At 58.7% G+C, this 25,354-nt stretch carries 16 protein-coding genes; 13 read left to right on the top strand and 3 right to left on the bottom strand.

Annotated features, from left to right (window positions below; translation table 11 throughout):
* Nucleotides 1-591: 591 nt before the first annotated feature.
* From mutS to H8Z83_RS01040, 9 genes are all read left to right on the top strand, one after another.
* Nucleotides 592-3,201, top strand: a complete 2,610-nt coding sequence (gene mutS, locus H8Z83_RS01080) for a DNA mismatch repair protein MutS (protein ID WP_187013344.1) — start codon at nucleotides 592-594, stop codon at nucleotides 3,199-3,201.
* Nucleotides 3,202-3,869: 668 nt separating this feature from the next.
* A complete protein-coding gene (locus tag H8Z83_RS01075; protein WP_187013343.1) occupies nucleotides 3,870-4,577 on the top strand; it encodes a CPBP family intramembrane glutamic endopeptidase in 708 nt (235 codons plus the stop codon).
* A gap of 30 nt (nucleotides 4,578-4,607) precedes the next feature.
* The gene (locus H8Z83_RS01070) at nucleotides 4,608-5,519 is read left to right on the top strand and encodes an AEC family transporter (RefSeq protein WP_187013342.1); all 912 of its coding nucleotides are present in this window, start codon (nucleotides 4,608-4,610) and stop codon (nucleotides 5,517-5,519) included.
* Nucleotides 5,520-5,530: 11 nt separating this feature from the next.
* Nucleotides 5,531-7,573 (top strand): DNA mismatch repair endonuclease MutL, encoded by a 2,043-nt coding sequence (gene mutL, locus H8Z83_RS01065; protein ID WP_187013341.1) that lies wholly within the window; start codon nucleotides 5,531-5,533, stop codon nucleotides 7,571-7,573.
* Nucleotides 7,574-7,646: 73 nt separating this feature from the next.
* Entirely contained in the window at nucleotides 7,647-9,797 is a 2,151-nt protein-coding gene (locus tag H8Z83_RS01060) for a Tex family protein (RefSeq protein WP_187013340.1), read from the top strand.
* 485 nt (nucleotides 9,798-10,282) lie between these two features.
* Nucleotides 10,283-11,620, top strand: coding sequence for an alanine/glycine:cation symporter family protein (locus H8Z83_RS01055; protein ID WP_187013339.1), 1,338 nt, complete (start codon nucleotides 10,283-10,285; stop codon nucleotides 11,618-11,620).
* A gap of 207 nt (nucleotides 11,621-11,827) precedes the next feature.
* Nucleotides 11,828-12,988 carry a CobW family GTP-binding protein gene (locus H8Z83_RS01050; protein WP_187013338.1) on the top strand — a complete coding sequence of 387 codons (1,161 nt, stop codon included), beginning with the start codon at nucleotides 11,828-11,830 and terminating at the stop codon, nucleotides 12,986-12,988.
* A 12-nt stretch (nucleotides 12,989-13,000) separates the two neighbouring features.
* The gene (locus H8Z83_RS01045) at nucleotides 13,001-13,933 is read left to right on the top strand and encodes a TIGR03943 family putative permease subunit (RefSeq protein ID WP_187013337.1); all 933 of its coding nucleotides are present in this window, start codon (nucleotides 13,001-13,003) and stop codon (nucleotides 13,931-13,933) included.
* Between the two features lie 363 nt (nucleotides 13,934-14,296).
* Nucleotides 14,297-16,273 (top strand): LTA synthase family protein, encoded by a 1,977-nt coding sequence (locus H8Z83_RS01040; RefSeq protein WP_187013336.1) that lies wholly within the window; start codon nucleotides 14,297-14,299, stop codon nucleotides 16,271-16,273.
* A 58-nt stretch (nucleotides 16,274-16,331) separates the two neighbouring features.
* Here H8Z83_RS01040 and H8Z83_RS01035 read toward each other — a convergent pair whose 3' ends face one another.
* Nucleotides 16,332-16,754, bottom strand: coding sequence for a ribonuclease P Rpr2/Rpp21/SNM1 subunit family protein (locus H8Z83_RS01035; RefSeq protein WP_187013335.1), 423 nt, complete (start codon nucleotides 16,752-16,754; stop codon nucleotides 16,332-16,334).
* Nucleotides 16,755-16,941: 187 nt separating this feature from the next.
* Here H8Z83_RS01035 and htpG point away from each other — a divergent pair, with 187 nt between their 5' ends.
* Nucleotides 16,942-18,825 carry a molecular chaperone HtpG gene (gene htpG / locus H8Z83_RS01030; protein WP_187013334.1) on the top strand — a complete coding sequence of 628 codons (1,884 nt, stop codon included), beginning with the start codon at nucleotides 16,942-16,944 and terminating at the stop codon, nucleotides 18,823-18,825.
* Nucleotides 18,826-19,225: 400 nt separating this feature from the next.
* On the opposite strand, the gene H8Z83_RS01025 is transcribed toward htpG, so the two are convergent.
* Both H8Z83_RS01025 and H8Z83_RS01020 read right to left on the bottom strand, forming a co-directional pair.
* Entirely contained in the window at nucleotides 19,226-20,842 is a 1,617-nt protein-coding gene (locus tag H8Z83_RS01025) for a putative manganese-dependent inorganic diphosphatase (RefSeq protein ID WP_187013333.1), read from the bottom strand.
* Nucleotides 20,843-20,986: 144 nt separating this feature from the next.
* A complete protein-coding gene (locus H8Z83_RS01020) occupies nucleotides 20,987-22,060 on the bottom strand; it encodes a M24 family metallopeptidase (protein WP_187013332.1) in 1,074 nt (357 codons plus the stop codon).
* A gap of 430 nt (nucleotides 22,061-22,490) precedes the next feature.
* Here H8Z83_RS01020 and H8Z83_RS01015 point away from each other — a divergent pair, with 430 nt between their 5' ends.
* The 3 genes from H8Z83_RS01015 to H8Z83_RS01005 all read left to right on the top strand — a co-directional run bounded on the left by H8Z83_RS01015 (nucleotide 22,491) and on the right by H8Z83_RS01005 (nucleotide 25,297).
* Complete coding sequence (locus tag H8Z83_RS01015) at nucleotides 22,491-23,507, top strand: ABC transporter substrate-binding protein (protein WP_187013331.1); 1,017 nt, start codon at nucleotides 22,491-22,493, stop codon at nucleotides 23,505-23,507.
* Between the two features lie 82 nt (nucleotides 23,508-23,589).
* Nucleotides 23,590-24,510, top strand: coding sequence for an ABC transporter permease (locus H8Z83_RS01010; protein WP_187013330.1), 921 nt, complete (start codon nucleotides 23,590-23,592; stop codon nucleotides 24,508-24,510).
* Nucleotides 24,503-25,297, top strand: a complete 795-nt coding sequence (locus tag H8Z83_RS01005) for an ABC transporter ATP-binding protein (RefSeq protein ID WP_187013329.1) — start codon at nucleotides 24,503-24,505, stop codon at nucleotides 25,295-25,297. Before H8Z83_RS01010 ends, H8Z83_RS01005 begins: the two co-directional genes overlap by 8 nt.
* Nucleotides 25,298-25,354 lie beyond the last annotated feature (57 nt).

Below are 25,354 nucleotides of genomic sequence, written 5' to 3'. Positions count from 1 at the left end.
GGATTTCGATTTCCCCCCGCACCCCCTTGAAACGACACAAAGGGGCGGGCTGCGGCCCTCCCCTTTGGAAACCCTTCTTGGGAGAAGGAGGCGGGCCTCGCCTCTGGAAACCCCTCTTGGGGATGGGGAGCGGCAGCGGAAAGATGAGCAGAGGGTGTCCTATTTGCACCCTGAGGTTTGATGCAACTATCAGCACGGCGTACAAGGCCGGACAAGCTCTGCACCCCGCCCGTGATTTAGTACGCAATTCTTCACCTGCACAGCAGTTCTCACAGAATCCGTTTCCCCCAAACTTGCACCTGTGTGCAAGTTTGGAACAAACACTTTTTCTTTTCCACCGTGCACGGCGCATTTTCTTTTTGGCGTTTCAAAAAGAAAATGGGGGGTGCATTCCGGCAGGCAAAGCCTGCATCCCTGCGGCGGTTCGCCGCATCCCCTGTGGAGCACAGTCCCTGCGGAAGCAGAAAAGATGGGGATTCAATTCTGCATGGTATCACCATGCTTTCCCGTGCCGCAAGGCGGCACACCCTTATACGATCTGGTATCATAAAACAGAAACATTTGCTGAAAGATAAAGAAAGAGGTATTTTTATGGCGGAACTGACCCCCATGATGAAGCAATATCTGGAAATCAAGAAGGACAACCCGGATTCCATTTTGTTTTTCCGTCTGGGGGACTTCTATGAGATGTTCGCCGACGATGCCAAGCTGGCTTCCAAGGAACTGGACCTGACCCTGACCTCCCGGGACCACGGCAAAAACGCCAAGCCGGAGGAAGAACGGGTCCCCATGTGCGGCATCCCCTATCACGCCAGCGAGTCCTATATTGCCCGTCTCATCGCCAAGGGCTACAAGGTGGCCATCTGCGAGCAGATGGAGGACCCCGCCACCGCCAAGGGGCTGGTGAAGCGGGATATTATCCGGGTGGTGACCCCCGGCACCGTTATCGACGCCGCCTGCCTGGATGATAAGTCCGGCAACTACCTCTGCGGCATTTATCTGGACAGTCAGGGAGGCGGCGCGGCCTTCTGCGACCTCTCCACCGGTGAGACTCACCTCACCGCCTTCTCAGGTAAAGATACCCTGACCCACATCATCAATGAGCTGGGCCGGTTCAGCCCCGCCGAGGCCATTCTCAGCGACGGGGCATTCAGCGAGAAGGCGCTGACAGACGTCCTTACCGACAAATTCCACTGCCGCTATGAAAACGGCGGTGAGCGCCGGTTCCGGCTGGCAGAGGCGGAGAAAAACATCCGCGCCCAATTTGGTGAGGAAGCCTTTTCCAGGCTGCCTGCCGGGGAACCTGCCGCCGCCATGGCTCTGGGCGGTTTGCTGAACTACCTCTACGAGACCCAGAAAACCGACCTCTCCCACATCCGGGAACTGGATTACTACCGTCAGGGCCGGTTCATGGAGCTGGATCTGGCCGCCCGCCGGAATCTGGAGTTGACAGAGACCCTTCGGAGCAAGGAGAAGAAGGGCAGCCTCCTCTGGGTGCTGGACAAAACCAAGACCCCCATGGGCGGGCGGATGCTGCGAAGCTGGTTAGAACGCCCCCTCCTGTCCGTGACGGATATTGACCGCCGCAGCAGCGCCGTGGCAGCACTGGTGGATGACACCATCCGCCGGGAAGAACTCATCGCCGGAATGACCGGCCTTGGAGACATGGAACGGCTCATTGGCCGCATCGTCTATGGCACCGCCGGTGGCCGGGACCTGACCTCCCTCCGCGCCGCCATGGAAAAGCTGCCCAACCTGAAGGAACAGCTTTCCGGGTTTTCCGACCGCCGTCTGACCGAACTGACCGCCGAGCTGGACACGCTGGACGATATCAGCGGGGACATTGCCGCCGCCATCTGTGACGAGCCGCCCTTTTCCGTCCGGGAAGGCGGCATCATCCGGGATGGCTTCAATGAAGAAGTGGACCGCCTGCGGCACATCCTGAAAAGCGGCAAGGGCGTTATGGCGGAGATGGAGGCCAAGGAGAAAGAAAAAACCGGCATCCGCACCCTGAAGATCGGCTACAACAAGGTGTTCGGCTACTATATTGAGGTCTCCAATGCCTTTAAGGAGCAGGTGCCGGAAACCTACATCCGCAAACAGACCTTGGTAAACGGCGAGCGGTTCATCACACAGGAGCTGAAGGATCTGGAACATGAGATCCTGACGGCCTCCGAGCGGGTGGTGGCGCTGGAATATGAGCTGTTCTCCGCCCTGCGCCAGCAGATCGCGGACAACGCCGGGCGCATCCAGAAAACCGCCGCGGCGGTGGCGGAGTGCGACGCGCTGTGCTCCTTTGCCTCCGTAGCAGTCCACAACAATTTCTGCCGTCCGGAGGTGGACGAGTCCGGGGTCATTGAGATCCGGGAGGGCCGTCATCCGGTGGTGGAAAAGGTTCTGAAGGACAGCCTGTTCGTCCCCAATGACACCTTTATGGGTGAAAAGGAAGAACGGGTGGCCATCATCACCGGCCCCAACATGGCCGGTAAATCCACTTATATGCGGCAGGTGGCGCTGATCGTCCTCATGGCCCAGATGGGCAGCTTCGTCCCCGCCAAATACGCCCATATCGGCGTGGTGGATCGGATCTTCACCCGCATCGGCGCCAGTGACGATCTCTCCGCCGGGCAGTCCACCTTCATGGTGGAGATGACGGAGGTCTCCGATATTCTCCATCAGGCCACCAAAAATTCTCTCCTGATCCTGGACGAGATCGGCCGGGGCACCTCCACCTTTGACGGTATGGCCATCGCCCGGGCTGTTCTGGAATACTGCGCCGACAAAAAGACGCTGGGGGCCAAAACTTTGTTTGCCACCCATTATCACGAGCTGACAGAAATGGAAAACACCCTCCCCGGCACGGTGAACTACAACATCGCCGTCAAGCGCCGGGGGGAGGATATCATCTTCCTGCGGAAGATCATCCCCGGCGGCGCCGACCGCAGCTACGGCATCGAAGTCGCCAAGCTGGCGGGTCTGCCGGAGAAGGTGGTCCAGCGGGCCAAGGTCATCCTGAAGGAACTGGAGGACGAAAACGGCGTACAGTACGTGGCCGCTCGGAAGGAAAGCGATCAGGTCTCGCTGGACGCCATGAGCGAGGGCGAGGTACTGGACGCCATCCGCCGCTGCCAGCCGGACACCCTGACGCCCATTGAGGCCATGGGGCTGTTGTATGAATTGAAGCAGAAATTGAGCAAATAAAGGCTGCTCCCACAAAGGGCAGTCCCGGTTTCCGGGACGAGAAGCCAAAGGGGATATTCTCTCTGCTCCCACAAGGGGACATTCCATTTTCCTTGCTCCCGCAAGTGGTAGCTCCCACTACAGGGCAAGGGGAAGGGGCCTTTAGCGCAAAGGTCCCTCCCCCTTAGACCCCCACCCGAAACATGGGGGGACGCCACCGTCCCCCATACCCCCTCTGGCACAAAGGGGCGGGGCTGTGGCCCCTCCCCTTTGGAAACCCCTCCCGGAGTTGGACGGGGGAGCGGCAGCGGAAAGAAGGGCAGGGGGCGTCCTGTTTGGAACATTGGTGTGCGGCGGACTTTCTGATGCGGGGACACAGTTCCGGGCGGAATAGGTATAGCGCAGCCGGTAGGAGACTTCTGGATTTGGTCGGCAGTTTGTGACGGCCAGCCCCCCGTTTTGGATGATTTGACACCTTCGTGTCAAATCACCCCTCAGCGTTTTTTCTTTTGTACCGTGTCCGGCACGTTTTCTTTTTGGCAAGACAAAAAGAAAATGTGGGGGACATTCTGCACGGCAAAGCCGTGCCTTCCCGTGCCGCATAGCGGCACCGTGGTTCATCCCTGCGGCGATTCGCCGCACATTCTGGGTCCTCCCTTTCAGGGAGAACCATTCAAAGGAGCCTTGCAATGGCCAAACGTAAATCCGCCTCCTATATGACCCCCGGTGAGCAGATCGCCGGAACTGTTTTCTTTGTGATCTATCTGGTGGTGCTGCCCTTTGCCACAGCGCCCCTGTTCCGATTGGCGGAGCGGCTGCTGGATGCCAGCATTTCGCCCTCGCTGCAAAATGCCATCTATTATTACACATTGTTTGCCGTTACGCTCATTATTTTCCACAGCTTTCTGGGCCGCACCACCCGGAACTTCGCGGACAATTTGGGCAACGCCTGCAAGTCGATCTTAGTGGGTCTCATCGCTCTGTACGGCCTCAATGAGTTAGTCTACCGGCTGACCCGGATGCTGGTGAACAACCACACCAACCTGAATGACACCACTATCTCCGCCCAGATCCATGACGCCCCCAGAGTAACGCTGCTGATTGTAATTTTCCTGGCTCCCTTCGTGGAGGAAGTGCTGTTTCGCGGGCTGGTATTCGGCAATCTGAAAAGCAAAAGCCGGACGGTGGCCTATGTGGTGAGTTGTCTGCTGTTCGCTCTGCTCCATGTGTGGCAGTTTGCCGTAGTGCGGCAGGACATCACCTATTTCCTGCTGATGGTGCAGTATCTGGTGCCGGGTCTGGTGCTGGCCTGGGCCTATGACCACACCGGGACCCTGTGGAGCTCCATTCTGCTCCACGCCGCCGCCAATGCCCTTCATGTGTTGGCAGGTATGTGATACCCTATATAGAATCGAGCGTGGAGTTCTGTGAGTTTTTTTGACGTGTTTTCTGAAATGCTGGTCATTCTCTTCTGCATGGCCGCAGGTTTTCTCGCCCACAAGCTGGGATATCTGAGCAAGCAAACGGATCAGAATCTTTGCCGTTTGCTCCTGGGTATCATTGTGCCTTGCCTGATTTTAGGCTCCGTCTCCGCTGGAGATACCCTGCCCAGTACCGAGGAAATTCTTTCCGTTTTAAAGGTAGCAATCGTTTATTATGGGCTGGGTTTCTGTGCCGCTACCTTTGTGCCCCACCTGTTGGGTGGAACAGTCAAGCAGCAGTGTGTCTGGCGCTATTCGTTGATTTTTTCAAATATGGCCTTTATCGGCTATCCGGTATCGGTCGCTCTCTTTGGTCAGGAGGCACTGTTCTATGCCGTGATCCTGGTCCTGCCCTTTAACCTGCTGTCCTATTCTCTGGGTCCCTTGATACTGGCTGGACAGGCAAAGTTTCGTTGGCAGCAGTTGCTATCGCCATGTATCGTTGCCTCGGTGATTGCCTTGATGGTGGCCCTGTTCCACATCAATATGCCAGCCTTACTTGGGGAGTGTCTGAACTTTACAGGCAGCCTGACAACCCCCTTATCCCTCTTATTGGTCGGTTCTCTGCTGGCAGATTTGCCTTTTGGACGGGCATTTACCTCACCGCGGCTGTGGGCTCTGGCGGCCTTCCGACTTCTGATCCTTCCCATTATGCTGTGGCTGCTCCTGAAGTGGACCGGTATCGGCACACCTCTGGTGGCTAATATCGCCGTGATCCTCATGGCCATGCCCACCGCCCTCAACGGCAGTATGCTGGCCATGGAATACGGCGGTGACACCGAATGTATGGCCCAGAGCATTTTCCTGACCACCCTGATGTCTATTATTACCATTCCTGTTTTGGCAGCATTGCTGTAAGGAGAGATCGTATGCCTCACATTCAACAATTATCGTCTCATGTGGCCGACCTGATCGCCGCCGGCGAGGTGGTGGAGCGCCCCGCCTCTGTTGTGAAGGAGCTGGTGGAAAACGCCATCGACGCCGGAGCCTCCGCCATTGTGGTGGAGATCCAGCGGGGCGGCATGGGCCTGATCCGGGTGACAGACAACGGCTGCGGCATCGCGCCGGAGGAGCTGCCCACCGCCTTTTTGCGCCACGCCACCAGTAAGCTCCGCACGGCGGAGGATCTGGCCAAGATCGGGACCCTTGGCTTCCGGGGCGAGGCTTTGGCGGCCATTTCCGCCGTCAGCCGGGTGGATGTGCTGACCCGGCGGCCGGGGGATACCACGGGTTCCGCTATCCATGGCGAGGGCGGACACATGGAGCCTGTCCGGGAGGAGGGCGCCCCGGAGGGTACCACCATCCGGGTGGCGGATCTCTTTTACAACACCCCTGCCCGGTTGAAATTCATGAAGAAGGACAGTGCCGAGACCGCCGCCGTGGCGGGGCTGATGCAGCATCTGGCGCTGAGTCACCCGGACGTTTCCTTCAAGTTCATCAAGGACGGGCAGGAGTCCCTTCATACCCCCGGAGACGGCAAGCTGGAATCCGCCGTGTACGCCGCCTTGGGCCGGGAATTCGCCAAAACGCTGGTGCCGGTACAGGGCCGGGGCGGGGACATCGAGGTGCGGGGCTTTGTGACCGCTCCCGTCAATGGCCGCGGCTCCCGCTCCATGCAGGTATTTTTCGTCAATGGCCGGTTCATCAAGTCCCAGCTTCTGACCGCTGCTTTAGAGGAAGGCTACCGGAATCAGCTTCTCAAGGGCCGGTTCCCCGGCTGTGTGCTGGAGGTGCTGCTGCCGGTGACGGCGGTGGACGTGAACGTCCATCCCGCCAAGACCCAAGTGAAATTTGCCAAGGAGCATGACGTATTTGATGCTGTGTTCCACACGGTCATGGACGCGTTGGATGCTCGCGGTGGGGCTGTGACGAAGCCGGCTCCCCCGCCGGTCCGGGAGACCCAGAATCCCCGGCAGGACTTTTTTCAGTCCATGGACGCCAAAACCTACCGGGAGCAGGGCCACAAGCCCATCGCTCCCGCTCCGGAACCGGCGGTTTCTCCCCGGCCTTCCGGAGAGAAAGTACGGCCCGCTTTCAGCGCCCAGCCGGTGAAAGGGGCGGAGCCGGTTCGGCCCACATGGAATACGGAGTGGAATACCGGCGCCCGGGTGGCGGACAGCGTCCAGCCCATCTGGCCGCCTCGGGATGCTGTCAAAGCAGCGCCTGCCAGCGCCCTGGGAAAGGCTCCCGCCTCCGTGACCGCCAAGCCTGCGGAGCCTGTGGTTCCTGTGCCGGAAAAGGCGGCGGAACCCGCGCCGACTCCTAAGCCCTTTGTTCCGGCCATTCCCGCCGCCCCGGCCCAGCAGACTGCCATAGAACTGCCGGGGCAGGAAACGGTGCTGCCGGAGGCGGCCCCGTGGCGTATCGCCGGGGAAGTCCTGAATACTTACATTATCTGCGAGGATGACGCGGAGACCCTCTGGCTCATCGACAAGCACGCCGCCCATGAGCGGATGAACTTTGACCGGCTGATGACCTCCAAGGAGCCGCCCATGCGGCAGACCCTTTTGCAGCCCATCGCCGTGGAACCCGGCAAGGAGGACGCCGCCCTGCTGCTGGACAATCTGGAGCTGCTGGAACAGTTCGGCTTCGGCTGTGAGGATTTTGGTGACGGCGCAATTCTGGTGCGGGAGGTCCCGGCGGATTTGGACGCGGCGGACACCGCCGCCACGCTGGAGGAATTTGCACAGAATCTCCGCACAGGCCGGAATCTGGACGAAAAGCGGGAGGCGCTGCTGCACACCATGGCCTGCAAGGCCGCCATCAAGGGCGGCTGGACCAGCGACCCCGCCGAGTTGAAGATCTTGGTGGAAAAGGTGCAGAGCGGGGAGGTCCGGTACTGCCCCCACGGACGGCCCGTAGTGGTGAAGGTCACGAAATACGAGCTTGAAAAGCTTTTCAAGCGGGCCTGAGAAGGGAAATTTCAAACAGCCAAAAGCCACCGCCGTCGCGGCGGTGGCTTTTCAACGAAAGGATGCAACAAGCATGGATATGATTCAAACGCTGGCGCAGGAGCTGAATAAGGACCCCCGGCATGTGGAAAACGTGGTCCGGCTGCTGGACGAGGGCAACACGATCCCCTTCATTGCCCGCTACCGCAAGGAGCTTCATGGCGCTATGGACGACACCTCCCTCCGGACGCTGGAGGAACGGCTCCAATACCTCCGCGGGTTGGAGGAACGTCGGGATACGGTGAAAAAGTCCATCGAGGAGCAGGGCAAGCTGACGGAGGAATTGGCCGCCGCCATCGACAGCGCCCAGACCTTGGCAGAGGTGGAGGATCTCTACCGCCCCTACAAGCAAAAGCGCCGCACCCGCGCCACCGTGGCCCGGGAAAAGGGCCTGGAACCGCTGGCCGCGCTGTTATTTGCTCAGGAGCGGGACTGTCCCCGTCCGGAGGATGCGGCGGCGGGCTTCATCGATTCGGAAAAGGGCGTGGAGACGGCGGCGGACGCTCTGCAAGGAGCCAATGACATCATCGCCGAGTGGATCAGCGACGATGCGGCCGTCCGCAAGAGCCTGCGGGAGCTGTTGGAGCGGCGGGGTACTCTGCGTTCCCTCGCCGCCACGGAGGAGGACAGCGTTTACCGCCTGTACTACGATTTTGAGCAGTCCCTCAGCCGCTTGCAGGGTCATCAGATCCTCGCCATCAACCGGGGTGAAAAAGAGGAGAAGCTGAAGGTCACTGTCCTGCTGGACCGGGAGCTGGCGCTGCCGCTGCTGCGGCGCGCGGTGGTAAAGCCCGGCTCCGCCGCTATGGAGTTTGTGAAGGCCGCCGCCGAGGACGCCTATGACCGGCTCATTTTCCCCTCTCTGGAACGGGAAATGCGGACAGCACTGACGGAAAAGGCCAGCGAGGGCGCCATCGGCCAGTTTGCCCTGAACCTGAAGCCCCTTCTGATGCAGCCGCCGGTGAAGGGCAAGGTCACCATGGGTCTGGACCCCGGCTACCGCATGGGCTGTAAAGTGGCGGTGGTGGACGGCACCGGCAAGGTGCTGGATACTGCCGTGGTCTATCCCACCTACGGGGAGCGGCAGAAGAACGAGGCCATTGCCGCCCTCAGCAAGCTGATCGCCAAGCACGGCGTGGAGCACATCGCCATCGGCAACGGCACCGCCAGCCGGGAAACAGAGCAGATGGCAGTGGAACTGATCCGCAAGGTCGGCGGGAACGTCAGCTATATGATCGTAAGCGAGGCGGGGGCCTCCGTCTATTCCGCCAGCAAGCTGGCCGCCGAGGAATTTCCTCAGTATGATGTGAATCTCCGCTCCGCCGTGTCCATCGCCCGGCGGTTACAGGACCCCCTGGCGGAGCTGGTGAAGATTGACCCCAAGGCCATCGGCGTGGGCCAGTATCAGCATGACATGCCCCAGAAGCAGCTGGACGAGGCCCTGAACGGCGTGGTGGAGGACTGCGTCAACGCCGTAGGCGTGGATGTCAACACCGCATCCCCCTCCCTTTTGCAGCGGGTGGCGGGTCTGAACGGCACCACGGCGAAAAATGTGGTGGCCTACCGGGAGGAAAATGGTGTCTTTACCTCCCGCGCCCAGATCAAAAAGGTTCCCAAGCTGGGGCCCAAGGCCTTCCAGCAGTGCGCGGGCTTTTTGCGGGTGCCGGAGAGTAAAAGCGTACTGGACAACACCGCCGTCCACCCGGAATCCTATGACGCGGCCAAGGCCCTGCTGGAGCTGACAGGCCATACCTTAGCGGATGTGAAGAATGGAGCCATTTCCGACCTTCCCGCCCGCCTCGGCGCTTACGGAGAGGAAAAGGCGGCGGAGGAGATCGGCGTGGGCGTTCCCACCCTGCGGGACATCGTATCCGAGCTGCTGAAACCGGGGCGGGACGTCCGCGATGAGCTGCCTAAGCCCATTCTCCGCACGGACGTGCTGGAAATGAAGGACTTGAAGCCCGGCATGATCCTCACCGGCACGGTGCGGAACGTCATCGACTTCGGCGTGTTCGTGGATATCGGCGTCCATCAGGACGGTCTGGTGCACATCTCGCAGGTGTGTGACAAATTCATCCGGCACCCCTCCGAGGCGGTGTCCGTGGGGGATGTTGTGAAGGTGGTCGTTCTGGAGGTGGACGAGAAGAAAAAGCGCATCAGCCTTTCCATGAAGCAGGCAAAATAAATTTTTTCCATGTAAAATTCAAATCATCAGGAGAGTCGGCGGTCTTTTGGCCGCCGGCTCCAGCGTGTCGAAAAAGTCTTTTCTCCCCGCTGAGCAAGTTTTCAGAACTTCATAAAAGTTCTGAAAACTTAGGATTTTAATGGCGCGGGGAAACAGACGAAGTGCCGCCGGTGGCGGATCAAGCGAGTCTGTTTCGAGGAAGGCTCCCAATCAGCGGATATAAAGTATCCGCTGATTGGCTTGAGCCGACGGTGTATCCCTTCTTGGGTTTCCCGCGCACACCCTTCACCCACAAGGGGTATGCATCATCCGTAAAGCGGCGGAGCTGCTAACGGCTGACCTACCTTACCGGCGCGGAAAATTTATCACTTTATCGACAGCCTCAGCCGGCGACCTTTGGCCGCCGGCTCTTTTTTCGGCCAAACCACCCCGGTTCGTCTTGACGGGCAAAATCCCGCATAGACTGTCCCGAAAGGGGCGATGGGATGCTGGAAGTGCTGAATACCCTCCTGTGGGGGCCGGGGACGCTGGCGCTGATCTTAGGGACCGGGGTGTGGCTGACCCTGCGGACAGGGGGCTTTCCCCAGCGAAATTTAGGGCGGGCACTGACCCTGTCTTTAGGGAGGGAGGCTCGGCGGAAGGGCCGGGGCGGCGTATCCCCCTTCGGCTCCCTGATGACAGCGCTGGCCTCCACGGTGGGCACCGGCAACATCGTGGGCGTGGCGGCAGCGCTGGTATCCGGCGGGCCGGGGGCGCTGGTGTGGATGGAGCTGGCGGCGTTGCTGGGACTGGCGTCCAAGTTTGCCGAATGTATGCTGGCGGTGAAATACCGCCGTGTCCGCCGGGACGGCACCCGTTGGGGCGGGCCCATGGCGGTGATGGAAGCCCGGCTGGGCGCTCCGGGCAGATGGATGGGGAAGCTGTTTGCCGTATTCGCCCTGTTGATGGCCTTCACCATGGGCGCTTTGGCCCAATCCGGGGCCTTGGCGGACACCTTCTCCGCCGCCTTCACCCTGCCCCGCTGGCGGGTAGGACTGGTGACGGCGGCGCTGGCTCTGACGATCTTATTGGGCGGCATCCGCCGCATCGCGGATATTTCCACGGTGCTGGTGCCGGTGATGGCGCTGCTGTATTTGGGCGGCGGACTGGCGGTGATCCTGGGAAACCTCCGCCGCCTGCCGGAGGCGGTGACCCTGATGCTCCGGTGCGCAGTGGCGCCGGAAGCCGCGCTGGGCGGGGCCTTGGGGATCGTCACCCGCCGGGAGGCCCTCCGCTGGGGGGTGGCCCGGGGCGTTTTCTCCAACGAGGCAGGGCTTGGCTCCGCCGCCATCACCGCCGCCTGCGCCGACACGGAGGACCCGGTGCGTCAGGGCCTCATCAGCATGACCGGCGTGTTTTTCGACACCATGGTGATCTGTGCCGTTACCGGCCTTGCCATCTGCTGCTCCGGCACGCTGGGAGCGGCGGATGGCAATGGGCGCCCCCTCACCGGCGCGGCGCTGACCCTCCGGGCCTTTGAAACGGTGCTGGGGCCGCTGGCCCCATGGCTCATCGGCGTGGCGTTAGGGCTGTTCGCCTTTACCTCCGTGCTGGGCTGTGCGGTTCAGGCAGAGACAACGGCATCATACCTGCTGGGACCGGAGGCGGTACGGCCCTGCCGGGTGCTGTACGGACTGGCGGTTTTTGCCGGGGCGGTGATCCCCATGGCCACGGTCCTTCAGCTTGCGGATCTCGCCAACGCACTGATGGCCTTTCCGAACCTCGTCTGTCTGTTGCTGCTCTCCGATGAGATCGCCGGGGAATGCAGGAGAAAGGACCGGTAAAAATGGCAACCATCAGAAAAATAAAGCGGGTAGGAAATCGGTAAGGAAGAATGTCTCCGAAACCGCAAAGGTTCTGAAAATGGCTCCAGTGGTGCAAAAATGCTTTTTTGTGCCGCTGGAGCTGTAAATTTTCTGTGACGGCGTTGCATTTTTGTGATTTCGTGGTATGATAATCGTGGTATAAAATTTTTGAAAAGGACTGATACCATGACAAAAATCGACATCGTCTCCGGCTTCCTGGGTGCCGGTAAGACCACACTCATCAAAAAGCTGCTGGCGGAGGCCTACAAGGGCGAAAAGCTGGTGCTGATCGAAAACGAATTTGGCGAGATCAACATTGACGGCGGCTTCCTGAAGGAATCCGGCATCCAGATCTCCGAGATGTCCGCCGGCTGCATCTGCTGCTCTCTGGTGGGCGACTTCAACAAGGCTTTGAAGGACGTGGAGGCTCAGTTCCACCCCGACCGCATCCTCATTGAGCCCTCCGGCGTGGGCAAGCTCAGCGACGTGATCGTGGCGGTGGAGAACACCGTAAAGGACGTTCCCGAGATGAAGCTCAACAGCTTTGTCACCGTGGCAGACGCCACCAAGGTGAAGGTCTATATGAAGAACTTCGGTGAGTTCTACAACAACCAGATCGAGGCCGCCGGCACTATCATCCTCTCCCGGACTCAGAAGATGACGCAGGAGAAGCTGGAGGCCGCCGTGGCCATGCTGCGGGAGAAGAACGCCGACGCCGCCATCATCACCACCCCCTGGGACGAGTTGGACGGCAAGGCCATCCTCTCCGCCATTGAGAAGGTGTCCCTGGCGGACGAGCTGCTGGAGAAGATGCGCGCGGAACACGAGGCCGATGAACACGAGCACCATCACCATCATCACGACGGCGAGGAGTGCGACGATCCCAACTGCTCCTGCCACCATCATCATGGCGACGATGATGACGATGACGACCACGATGAGCACGAGCATCATCACGACCATGAGCACCACCACGACCATGACCATGAGCATGAACACGAGCATCATCATGACCACGGCGAGTGCGATGACCCCAACTGCTCCTGCCACGACCATCACCATCATCACCACGCCGATGAGGTGTTCACCTCCTGGGGTAAGGAAACGCCCAAGGTGTATACGCAGGCGGACATCGACCGTATTCTGACGGCGCTGGATTTGGGTGACTACGGCGCCATTCTCCGGGCCAAGGGCATCGTGAACGGCACCGACGGCGCATGGATCGAGTTCGACTATGTGCCGGAGGAGCATGAGATCCGGGCGGGCCATCCCGACTACACCGGCCGCCTGTGCGTCATCGGTTCCAATCTGAAGGAGGAAAAGCTGGCAGAGCTGTTCGGCCTGTAAGCGAAAAAATTCATGGCTGATATTCCTGTATATCTCATCGCCGGTTTTTTGGACGGCGGCAAAACGGATTTTATCAACGGCATTTTAGAGGACGGCTTCGCCCGTGAGGACAAAACCCTCCTGATCTGCTGTGAAGAGGGCGAGCTGGAATACGAGCAGAAGGCTCTGGACAACGTGACCGTGGTCACAGTGGACGAGGAGACCGCTCTCACCTGTTCCCAGTGCAAGGAATGGGAAAAGCAGTACAAACCCAAGCAGGTCCTCATTGAATACAACGGTATGTGGTCCATGGAGCGGCTGTACCGGGAGGTGCTGCCCGCCAACTGGGTCCTCTATCAAGTGATGACCTTTGTGGACGCCAATACCTTTGAGACCTATGCCAAGAACATGGGCCAGATCATGATGGAAAAAATCACCAACGCCGACCTGCTGGTGTTCAACCGCTGCACCGATGAGCTGAAGGCCGCACTGCGGAAGCGGAATCTGCGGATGGTGAACCGCCGGGCGGACATCTATCTGGAAGATCTGAACGGCAACAGCGAGGACTACAACAACGGTGAGGTCTGCCCCTTTGATCTGGACCAGCCGGTGATCAACATTCCGGACGATGACTACGGTGTCTGGTATGTGGACGTGATGGATTACCCTGACCGCTGGGCAGGGAAAACCGTTCACATGAAGCTGCTCATGTGCCACTCCAAGAAGTATCCCGGTACCCACTGCCCCGGACGGTTCGCCATGGTCTGCTGTGAAAATGACGTGCAGTTCTTGGGTCTGGTGGCCAAGGGCGTGGATCTGAATAAGTACAAGAACCGGGACTGGGTGGAAGTCGAAGCCCGTATGGCTTTGGAAAATCACTCTGCCTACAAGGGCAAGGGCCCGGTAATGCACATCATCTCCATCAAGCCCTGTGAAAAGCCCGCCAACGAGGTCGTGACCTTCTGATCTACTGATATTCAAAAAGCACGTTTCCTTTTGACAAGGAAACGTGCTTTTCTTCTTGCATACGCTTCTTATATTTGTCACCGTGCAAGCCATTGGCAAATCAACCGTTATTTCAGTGCCGTTGTGCCGCTCAGAATTGCTGAAGAGGGTCTGTTGTTCCGGTATCACCGCGGTTTTGATTCTGCGCCAAATCGCCCGCGCTTTCAATACGATTCGTATTTTTTACTTTTAAATCGACATTTTGTATTGTAATTCCGCAAGTTTTTTCGGGAATCCCGGTTTTCTTTCCGCTTCGCAAAGCTCGCAAAATTTCGGGAATACTTGCAAATTTCAGGCAAATCCATATAATAGAGGTATTCTGATATGAAAGGACTTTACGTTTTGAAAGAAAAGCGGATCTATAAAAGAGAACTGCCCCTCTGGGGGAGTCTGCTGGCCGCCGTTTTGCTGGCAGGCTGTATTACTTTACTGGCCTTGTGGTGCCAGCCAAACGCCCTGCGGACGGTGCTGGCAGGGTTCAAGACCCAGCCCCTGCTGATCGTTTTGAACGCCCTGCCCATCGGACTTTTGCTGCTGGCCTTCGCCTTCCTGTTCCGGAATGTCTTTTACAGCGGGGCGCTGGTGAATTTCTTCGTCTGCGCGCTGTCCCTTGCCAACCGGGTCAAAATCGAGGTCCGGGATGAGCCGGTGTTCCCCCGGGACTTCTCCCTTCTGCGGGAGGTAGGCAGCGCCATCCAGTCCTATGACATCCGCTATCCGGTGAAGGCCATCGCCGTGGTGGTGCTGACCACCGCACTGCTCATCGGCCTTGGGGTCCTGTTTCCCAGCCGCCCGGTGTCCTTCGCCGCACTGAAGGCCAAGCTGACAAAACGGGACACCGTGGCCGTGTTCCCCGGCCGCTGCTGGCCGGAGCGAATCGTGGGCGCGGTCCTCAGCTTTGGCGTTCTGACTGCGCTGATCTTCTCAGTGTACGCCAGCAACGATCTCTACAATTCTTTCCGGGTCAGCAACGCCTACTATGTCCCCTCGGTGTTCAACGAGCTTGGTTTCCCCTACTGTTTCTGCCACCAGTTCACCACCTATCCGGTGGACAAGCCGGAGGGCTTTTCCAAGTCCGAGGCCGCCGGTTGGGAGACTGGCGGGCAAACGGGGCTTGGCAAGGACGTCAGCGTGATCCTTGTGATGAACGAGGCGTTTTCCGACCTCACCGACCAGACCATGTTCAACTGGACGGAGGAAACCGATCCCCTGCCCAATCTCCACGCTTTGCAGAAGGACCCCCACACCCTTTCCGGTCACATCGTGGTCCCCGGCTTCGCCGGAGGCACCGCCAACACGGAGTTCGATGCGCTGACGGGAATGCAGACCAATGCACTGTCCGTCACCGCCACCTCCGCCATGCGGGTGGTGAACCGGAATCTGGACAGCTTGTTCCGAGTGTTCGGGGCGGACGGCTACCACACCTCCTTCTACCATCCCGGCGACGCCTGGTTCTATAACCGAGAGAACGTCTACCGCTGGCTGGGGGCGGAGCACGAGGTATTTGCCAAGGACATGAAAGATTTAGAATACAAGGGCCGCTGGGTCACGGATGACTACATGGCTGGTTTGATCGAGGAGGAATTTGAAACGGCGGTCAGCGAGGGCCGCCCCCTGTTCAACTACACCACCACCATCCAGAACCACATGAGCTACACCGCCGACAAGTACGGTGAGGGCCACACGTTCGCACCGGTCTCCACCACGGCGGATATCTCCCCGGAGACCCGCTCCATGCTGGAGGTCTACACCGAAGGCGTCCGGGACGCCGACGCCATGCTGGGCCGGCTGACGGCTTACTTCTCAGATCGTGAGGAGCCTGTGGTGCTTGTATTCTACGGCGATCACCTGCCCTATCTGGGGGACAACCAGAAGGGCTATGCGGAGTTGGGATCTGAGGTGTCCATTCCGGAAAACGAGCGGGAGGACATTCTCTGCTCTTACAAGACCCCCTATGTGCTCTGGGCCAATGACGCCGCCGCAGACACGCTGAACTGGAATGAGGCCGTGGCCGCGCTGGATTTGCCGGAGGACGGCGTTCTCTCTGCCGCCTTTTTGGGCAGCGTCCTGCTGGACCTCACCGGCCGCGCCGGGGAAAGTCCGTGGTTCGACTTTCTCTCCTCCCTCCGGCGGATCGCGCCGGTGGTGCAGAAGAAAACCTATATCCTGGCGGACGGCTCCGTACTGCCGCAGCGAATTTTGAACGAGCAGACGGATGAAGCGTCCATGGAATTAAAAGCCGCCGTCCGCAAGTGGCGCTGCTGGAGCTATTACAAGCTGAAATACGCGGACGTGGGTTAGACCCACTGCGAATATATGGGAAAAGCGGTTCCGGAACTTCCGGAACCGCTCTTTTGTATCAGCTTTTCGCTTCGATCTTCGCTCCGCATTTGGGACAGGTGATGACGATCTTCCCCTTCCCAACCGGCACCCTGCAGATGGCGCCGCATCTGCAGGTGAAGTACTTGTGCTCCTTATCCGCCCGGCGGGCCTTGGCCCCGGCGGCGTTGTTCCGGGCCTTCCAGATCCAGCCCATAAACTTCTGGTTCTCCGCCCGGCGCTTGGTCAGGTTTTTGGAGAACATCCGGAACAGAATAAACACCATCAGCACCCAAAGGAGGGATTCGCAGATCCGGGCGGGGATCCATAGCCGCAGAAGGCTGAAAATCAACTGGGCCACCAGAATCACCAGGTAGCCCCGAAGAAGCGCCTGATTCATCTGATCCATGCCGTTCCGGCCGTACATGAACCGCGCCACCGCGCATCTGAATTTATAGAACATACGCCTGTTGCCTCTTTCCGTCGGCTCCCGCGGAACCGTAACTGTTTTTACCTTACATATTTTAGCGGATAGGTCAGAGAAAGGCAACGGTTTAACAGCGGAGTTTACAAAAAAGTAATTTCTTTCCGGGACATTCCGTGTTAAAATGACATACGATATGAAAATACACAAAGGAAGTGTTTGGTTTATGGCAAAGGAACAATTCAAAGCGGAGTCCAAACGGCTGCTGGACCTGATGATCAACTCCATCTACACCCACAAGGAGATCTTCCTGCGGGAGATCATCTCCAACGCCAGCGACGCCTGCGACAAGCTGTGCTATCAGGCTCTGACGGATGACAGCGTGAAGCTGACCCGGAAGGACTTCAAGATCGACCTGTCTGTCAACAAGGACGCCCGGACCATCACCGTTACGGATAACGGCATCGGTATGGACAAGGAGGATCTGGAGAACAATCTGGGCGTCATCGCCTCCTCCGGTTCCTACAAGTTCAAGCAGGAGGTGGGAGATGACACCAAGGACACTGACGTGATCGGTCAGTTCGGCGTGGGCTTCTACTCCGCCTTCATGGTCTGCGATCAGGTGACGGTCCGCACCCGGAAATTCGGCAGTGACACCGCCTATCAGTGGCAGTCCTCAGGGGCCGACGGCTACACCGTCACGGAATGTGATAAGTCCGATGCGGGCACTGAGGTCATCATGCACCTGAAGGATGATACAGAGGACGAACATTACAGCGAGTTTTTGGAAGAATGGAAGCTCCGGGAGCTGATCAAAAAGTATTCCGACTACATCCGCTTCCCCATCCGCATGGCGGTCACGAAAACGAAAAAGGTGGCCTCCTGCATGTCCGACAAGCCGGACGAGGTACCCTATGTGGAGATGGAGACCCTGAACTCCATGGTCCCCATCTGGCAGCGGAAAAAGGCCGACGTGAAGCCGGAGGAATATAACGAGTTCTATCGGGAGAAGTTCCACGATTTCGCGGACCCCCAGCGGGTCATCACCGTGTCCGCCGAGGGTGCCGTGACCTACAAAGCCTTGCTGTTCATCCCCGGCGCCACCCCCTTCGACTTCTACACCAAGGAATACGAAAAGGGTCTGCAGCTCTATTCCAGCGGCGTTCTCATTATGGACAAGTGTCCGGATCTGCTGCCGGAGCACTTCCGGTTTGTCCGGGGCGTGGTGGATTCCCCGGATCTGAGTCTGAACATCTCCCGGGAGCTTTTGCAGCATGACCGCCAGCTGAAGGTCATCGCCGGAAATCTGGAAAAGAAGATCAAGAGCGAACTGGCCAAGATGCTCAAGGACGAGCGTGAGGCTTATGAAACCTTCTGGAAGAACTTCGGCCGCCAGTTGAAATACGGCGTGGTCAGCGAGTACGGCATCCACAAGGACCTGCTGCAGGATCTGCTGCTGTTCTGGTCCTCCACGGAGAAGAAGCTGGTAACGCTGGATGAGTACGTCTCCCGGATGAAGGAGGATCAGAAGGTCATCTATTATGCCGCCGGTGACACCGTGGACAAGATTGACAAGCTGCCTCAGCTGGAGGCCTTGAAGGATCAGGGGGTGGAGATCCTCTACTTCACAGAGGAAGTGGACGAGTTCGTGGCCCAGACCCTGCGGAGCTACAAGGACAAGGAGTTCCGCTCCGCCATGGACGGTGCATCCGACGAGTCCGCTCAGGAAAAGGCTAAAGAGGAGGCCGACACCCATAAGGATGTGTTTGCCTTCGTGAAGGAGACGCTTGGTGACGCGGTGGCAGAGGTGAAACCCTCCACACGGCTGAAATCGCACCCTGTATGTCTCACCGCCGGCGAGGGCCTGAGCTTTGAGATGGAGAAGTATTTCCAGCTCATGCAGCCTGACAACAGCATCAAGGCCCAGCGGATTCTGGAGCTGAACACGGAGCACCCGGCCTTCACCGCTCTGGAGAACGCCGTGACCGCCGACCCGGAAAAGGCCAAGATCTACGCCAAGCTGCTGTACGATCAGGCGCTGCTGATCGCAGGACTGCCGCTGGACGATCCCTCCGGCTACACGGATCTGGTGTGCGGATTGATGAAGTAAGTCTGATAAGACAGATCTTGCCCCGGCGTGTCCTGCAAGACACGCCGGAGACAGTAGGGCGGGAAGGTCTTTTCGCCCTACTGCCAATATTTTCAGAGCTTTTGTAAAGTTCTGAAAATATTTAATTTAAATAGCGCAGGACACCCTTCTTGGGTTTCCCGCGCACACTCTTCACCCGCAAGGGGTATGCGGCATCCGTAAAGCGGCACAGCCGCTAACGGCTGCCCTACCTTACTATCGCGGAAAATCTACCATTTTATCGAAAGACTCCCCCCGGCGTGTCTTACAAGACACGCCGGGGGCCTTTTTGCTATTTCTCGCTATTTCGGCAGTTTAGCGCGCAAAAACACCTCCGCGTGGAAAATCCACGCGGAGGTGTTTTGTCTGTATTCGGCGTTTCTCAGCCCCACAGAGCGGAGAGGGACGGGATAATTTGCTTTTTCCTGCTCATGATCTTGGACAGGAACACGCAGTTCTTTTCCTCGCCGGTGATATTGAATGCCTGCCGGATGGTCTCCGTATCTCCGGAATACAGCAGATAGGAGCCTTCCACCAATACGTTCGTGATCATCAGCAGCACAATGTCCAGACCGTTCTTCTTACGGATGGTCTCCATCGTGGCGAGGAATTCCTCTTTCCGGGCCATAAGACGATCGGAATCCAGACAGGTGATCTGGCTCACCGCCAGATTGTGACCGCCAATGTGAAATTCCTTGTAGTCGGTGCGGATAATGGACTCAGCGCTCTTGTCCTCACCGGTAGCGGCGGAGAAAATGGTCTGCCCCAGCTCTTCCAGAGAGACATTGGCAATACGGGACATCCGGTTGGCAATGTCGATATCCCGCTGGGTGCAGGTGGGAGATTTGAACATGACCGTATCCGACACGATGGCGGCAGCCATGAGGCCCGCCATTTTGGCAGAGGGCATCAGACCCTTTTCCTGATACATATCCGCAACGATGGTGGTAGAACTGCCCACCGGCTCATTCCGGACATAAATAGGATTGTTGGTCTCAATATCCGCCAGACGGTGGTGGTCCACGATCTCCAGAATGTCCGCCTGATCCAGACCGGGCACAGACTGGGCCTTTTCGTTGTGGTCCACCAGAATTACCCGCTTGCGCCGGGGACGCAGCAGATGGAATCGGGACAGGGTTCCCACCACGTGCTCATTTTCATCCAGAATGGGGTAAGCCCGGAATCGGCTTTCCAGCACGGTATTGCGCACGTCATCGATATAATCGTCCAGATGGAAGGAAACCAGATCGTGGCTCTTGCAGATGCGCTCGATAGGCAGAGAGTGGCAGATCAGGTGGACTGCCCGGTACGCGTCATAAGGCGTGGAGATGATGCAGGTATCGGTGTCCAGCTCCAGCAGCTCCCGGCTGACCTCCGCCTGACAGACGATGACGCAGGTGACCCGCAGCTCCAGTGCCCGCTTGATCATGTCCGGCTGATCGCCGCAGACCACGATGCTGTCCGGAGAGGAAAACAGCAGGTTTTCCCGTCCCGCAGGCAGGGCGATGGTGACCTCGCCGGAGATCTCATCCCGGATCTGGCCGCCCTCGTTGAGGACCTTTCCCTCCAAAACGGAGAGCAGGTTATAGACCGGCACGTTCTTGACCGTGGAATTGCGGACAGCCAGCATATCGTAGCTGGCCACGTCACCGGCGGAAAGCATACCGTAAAGCGTACCGTCCTCATTGGCCACAGGCAGTACGGAGATCCGGTCCGCCTGCATCATCTGCCAGGCCCGGCTGATGGTAGCGGCGGGAGACAGGGTGGGCGGCGTATCGAAGTCCAGGTCCCGGACCTGCGTCCGAACGTTGTTGATCAGCTCCGGCGGCTGGGCACCGAATTTGTCCAGAACGGCTTTCGTCTCATCGCTGATCTGGCCCAGGCGGGCGGCGCAGTACTGCCGCTGCCCCAGAGCGTTTTTCAGTGCGGCGTAGGCCATGGCGGATACGATGGAGTCGGTATCCGGGTTGCGATGGCCGGTAATGTAAACTTTGTCCATTCCACAGCTCCTTTCGGATCGTTTCTAAATTCTGTTTCTCTCATGATTATGAGAGTCCGGCGTGAAATTGTCAACAGTGCCTTTCACCAAATGGACCGTGCGAAAGTACAGTCTCACAACCCATTTTGTATAGTTCCGGACCATTTACAGGATCAGAAGCTCCTTGGATGCCAGCGTAATGTTCTGACAGCCCTGTTCTGTGATGACGATCACATCCTCAATGCGAACGCCCAGCTTCCCCGGCAGATAGATCCCCGGCTCCGCGCTGATGACAGCGCCGGCAGGCAGCGGCTTGCTGTTGGACGGCGTAGCATTGGGATTTTCATGGATCTCCACGCCAACGCTGTGGCCAAAGCTGTGACCAAAATAGGGACCGTATCCGGCGTCCGCGATGACCCGCCGGGCGGCGCCGTCCACCGCTGCGCCGGTGACGCCGGCCTTTGCCGCGGCGATTCCGGCCAGCTGGGCCTTGAGGACCGTGTTGTAAACAGTCTCCATCTCCTCCGTCACATGACCAACGGCCACTGTGCGGGTCATATCCGAGCAATAGCCGCCGAATTTGCAGCCGAAGTCCATGGTGACGAACTCCCCGGCCTGAATGGGCTTCTCACTGGGAACACCGTGGGGCAGGCTGCCGTTGGGGCCGGAGACCACGATGGGATCAAAGGACTTGTCCTCCGCGCCGTAGTGCAGCATTTTATAGAGCAGCAGCGCGGCAATTTCCTTTTCCGTAACGCCGGGACGGATCTCGCCGAGAATGTCCGCCAGCGCTTTTTCCGCAATCCGCTGAGCCTGGATCATACACTCCAACTCCGCCTGATCCTTGACGGCCCGCAGCGTCCACAAAAGCTCCGTGACGGGGACCAGCTCGCAGTGGAGCTTCTCCGAAAAGCGGCGGAAATCCGCCGCCGTCATATATTCATCCTCATACCCCATGCGGGTGATGTGTTCCTTTTCGATGACCTCGTTGATGAGGGCGGAGTAGGGATGTTCCCGGTCCGTTTCCCGGATCTCCGCATCCCGTACATGGCGGGCTGCGGCCTCCGTATACCGGCTGTCGGTGAAATAATAGTTGTGGTTTCGAGTGACGATGGCCACACCGTCCGTCCCGGAGGAGTGAAAACCGGAGGCGTAAAAGCGGTTGGCCTCGCAAGTCAGCAGCACAGCGTCCAGGCCGTGGGCCTCCAGCACACCGGCAATTTTTTTGAAATGATTCATAGCAGATCCTCTTTTTCTGAGAGCCGCGGCATATCAGGTGTAACCGACCCTCTGTGATGAGCAGTGTAGCAGAATTTCACGAAATTGTCAAAGCGGCTCGTCAGTTCGGATTTAATCTCACCGTATTTTGTGGAAAATCACAGTTGACTTTAGTCGTTTAAAGCTGTATGGTAATAACATCACAAAGCCCGGTGCGGCGGAAAGGAGTTCACAATGCGTTTCGGAATGTTTACCTATATTTACCGCTACGCACGCTATTTTGCGGGCTTCTTTCATAATGCAGAAACGGAACAGGCATTCTGCCGGGCATAAGGCTTGCACTCGTTAAACGCGAGGGGGGCTCTGTTCCACGGACAGAGCCCCCCTTGTTTTTTGGAAGGCATCCAACTTTGTGAATTCGTCCGAATACGGACAAAAGGAGAAGATCACTATGAAAAAGAAATTGCTCGCTCTTGTTCTGGCTGCGGCCATGACGCTGTCCCTTGCCTCCTGCGGCGGCTCCAAAACGGAGACACCCTCCACCGGCTCTGACAATTCCTCTGCCAGCTCTGACAATTCCTCCGCCGAGGGCGCCACCTATAAGGTCGGCATCTGCCAGCTGGTGCAGCACCCTGCGTTGGACGCTGCAACCCAAGGTTTTATCGACGCTCTGAATGAAGCCCTCCCCGGCCAGGTGGAGTTTGAAAACAAGAACGCCTCCGGCGAGGCCAACAACTGCGGCACGATCGTCAACGGCTTTGTTTCCGAGGGCGTGGACCTGATCATGGCCAACGCCACCGCCGCCCTGACCGCCGCCGCTTCCGCGACTGCCGACATTCCCATTCTGGGCACCTCCATCACCGCTTACGGCGTGGCCCTGGATCTTGACGATTTCGACGGCACCGTAGGCGGCAACATCTCCGGCACCTCCGACCTGGCCGACCTGAGCAAGCAGGCCGATATGATCACCGAGTGGTTCCCCGAGGCCCAGAAGGTGGCCCTGCTGTTCTGCTCCGCCGAGCCCAACTCCAGCTACCAGATCCAGGAAGTGGCGACCTGCCTGGCCAACAAGGGCATTGAGACCAAGGAATTTGCCTTCACCGACTCCAATGACGTGGCGTCCGTGACCCAGTCTGCCGCTGACTACGCGGATGTGGTCTATCTCCCCACCGATAACACCGCCGCCTCCAACACCGAGGCCATCGCCAACATCCTGGTGCCCGCCGGTGTTCCCGCTATCTGCGGCGAGGAGGGTATCTGCTCCGGCTGCGGCGTGGCGACCCTGTCCATCAGCTACTATGATCTGGGCGTGACCACTGGCAAGATGGCTGCCAAGATCCTCACCGGCGAGGCGGATATCTCCACCATGCCCATCGAATACACCAACGCCACCCCCAAGTACAACCCCACCATCTGCGAGGAGCTGGGCATCCAGCCTCTGGACGGCTATGAGGCCATTGAGGGCTGATCCAAAACAAACGCGATCCTATAACGAAAATCTGGCGGGAGGGGGCAATCCCCTCCTCCCGCTGTGAACAAGGAGAAACGGTATGAGTTTTCTATCCTCCCTTCTCAATGCGCTGCCGGGCGCTGTGGCCCAGGGCCTGATCTGGGGCCTGATGGCCATCGGCGTCTACATCACCTTCCGTATTCTGGATGTAGCTGATCTGACGGTGGACGGATCTCTGGCCACCGGCGGTGCCGTGGCCGTCATGCTGATCCGGGCAGGTCTGAACGCTTGGGCCGCGTTGCTGTGCGCCTTTCTGGCAGGTATGCTGGCCGGCTTTGTCACCGGCCTGTTCCACACGAAATGCGGCATCCCCGCCATTCTCGCCGGTATTCTGACCCAGTTGTCCCTCTACTCCATCAACCTGCGGATCATGGGCAGCAAGGCCAATCAGGCAGTAGGCGTGGATAAGTATGATCTGCTGGTATCCCAGCGGTATGTGCGGACCGTGAGTCTGGATAACCCCCTGCCTCTGCTGGTGGTATTCACGGTGGTGCTCATTGCCGTTTTGTACTGGTTTTTCGGCACGGAAAAGGGCTGCTCCCTCCGTGCCACCGGCGCAAACCCCAACATGGCCCGGGCTCAGGGCATCAATACCAACGCCAACGTGGTGCTGGGACTCATGGTGTCCAACGGTCTGGTAGCCCTGTCCGGCGGTCTGCTGGCCCAGTTCCAGGGTTCCTCCGACATCAACATGGGCCGGGGCGCTATCGTCATTGGTCTGGCCGCCGTCATCATCGGCGAAGTGGCCTTCGGCAAGGTATTCATCAACTTCGCGTTGAAGCTGCTGGCGGTCTCCATCGGTGCCGTCATCTACTACATCGTTCTGCAAATCGTTTTGCAGCTGGGTCTGAACACCAACGATCTGAAGCTGGTGTCCGCCCTGATCGTGGCCGTGTTCCTGGCGATCCCCTACTGGAAGGGCCACATCCACACCAAGAAGGGAGGTTCCGTCCATGCTTGAGCTGAAGGATATCTGCAAGACGTTTAATCCCAATACCATCAACGCTAAGGTAGCTTTGAACCATCTGAACCTGACACTGAATGACGGGGATTTTGTCACCGTTATCGGCGGCAACGGTGCGGGCAAGTCCACCATGCTGAACGCCATCGCTGGCGTGTTCCAGGTGGATTCCGGCACCATCACCATCGACGGACAGGACGTTACCAAGCTGCCGGAGCACAAGCGGGCGGCATTTCTGGGGCGGGTGTTTCAGGACCCCATGATGGGCACCGCACCCACTATGCAGATCGAGGAAAATCTGGCGCTGGCAGCCCGCCGGGGCCAGCCCCGGGGGTTGAAGTGGGGCATCACCGCCTTGGAGCGGGCAGATTACAGAGAGCTGCTGAAAACGCTGGATCTGGGGCTTGAGGACCGCCTCACCGCCAAGGTGGGCCTGCTCTCCGGCGGTCAGCGTCAGGCGCTGACGCTGCTGATGGCCTCCCTGAAGCAGCCCAAGCTGCTGCTGTTGGACGAGCACACTGCCGCTTTGGACCCCAAGACCGCTGACAAGGTGCTGGCTCTGTCCGACCAGATCGTGCAGGAGAACAACCTCACCACCCTCATGATCACCCACAACATGAAGGACGCCATCGCCCACGGCAACCGGCTCATTATGATGGATGCCGGCCGGGTGGTGGTGGATATCTCCGGTGAGGACAAGAAGAAGCTGACGGTCCCCGACCTGCTGGCCCTGTTCAGCCGCGCCAGCGGCTCTGACGAGGCCAATGACAAAATGCTCCTGTCCTGAAATCCTACATACATCTCTCCCCCGGAAGGTCTCTTCCGGGGGATTTTGCTATGCAAA

The organism is Dysosmobacter segnis, from assembly GCF_014297285.1.
Taxonomy (GTDB): domain Bacteria; phylum Bacillota; class Clostridia; order Oscillospirales; family Oscillospiraceae; genus Oscillibacter; species Oscillibacter segnis.
This window is presented reverse-complemented; position numbering and strand designations above follow the sequence as displayed.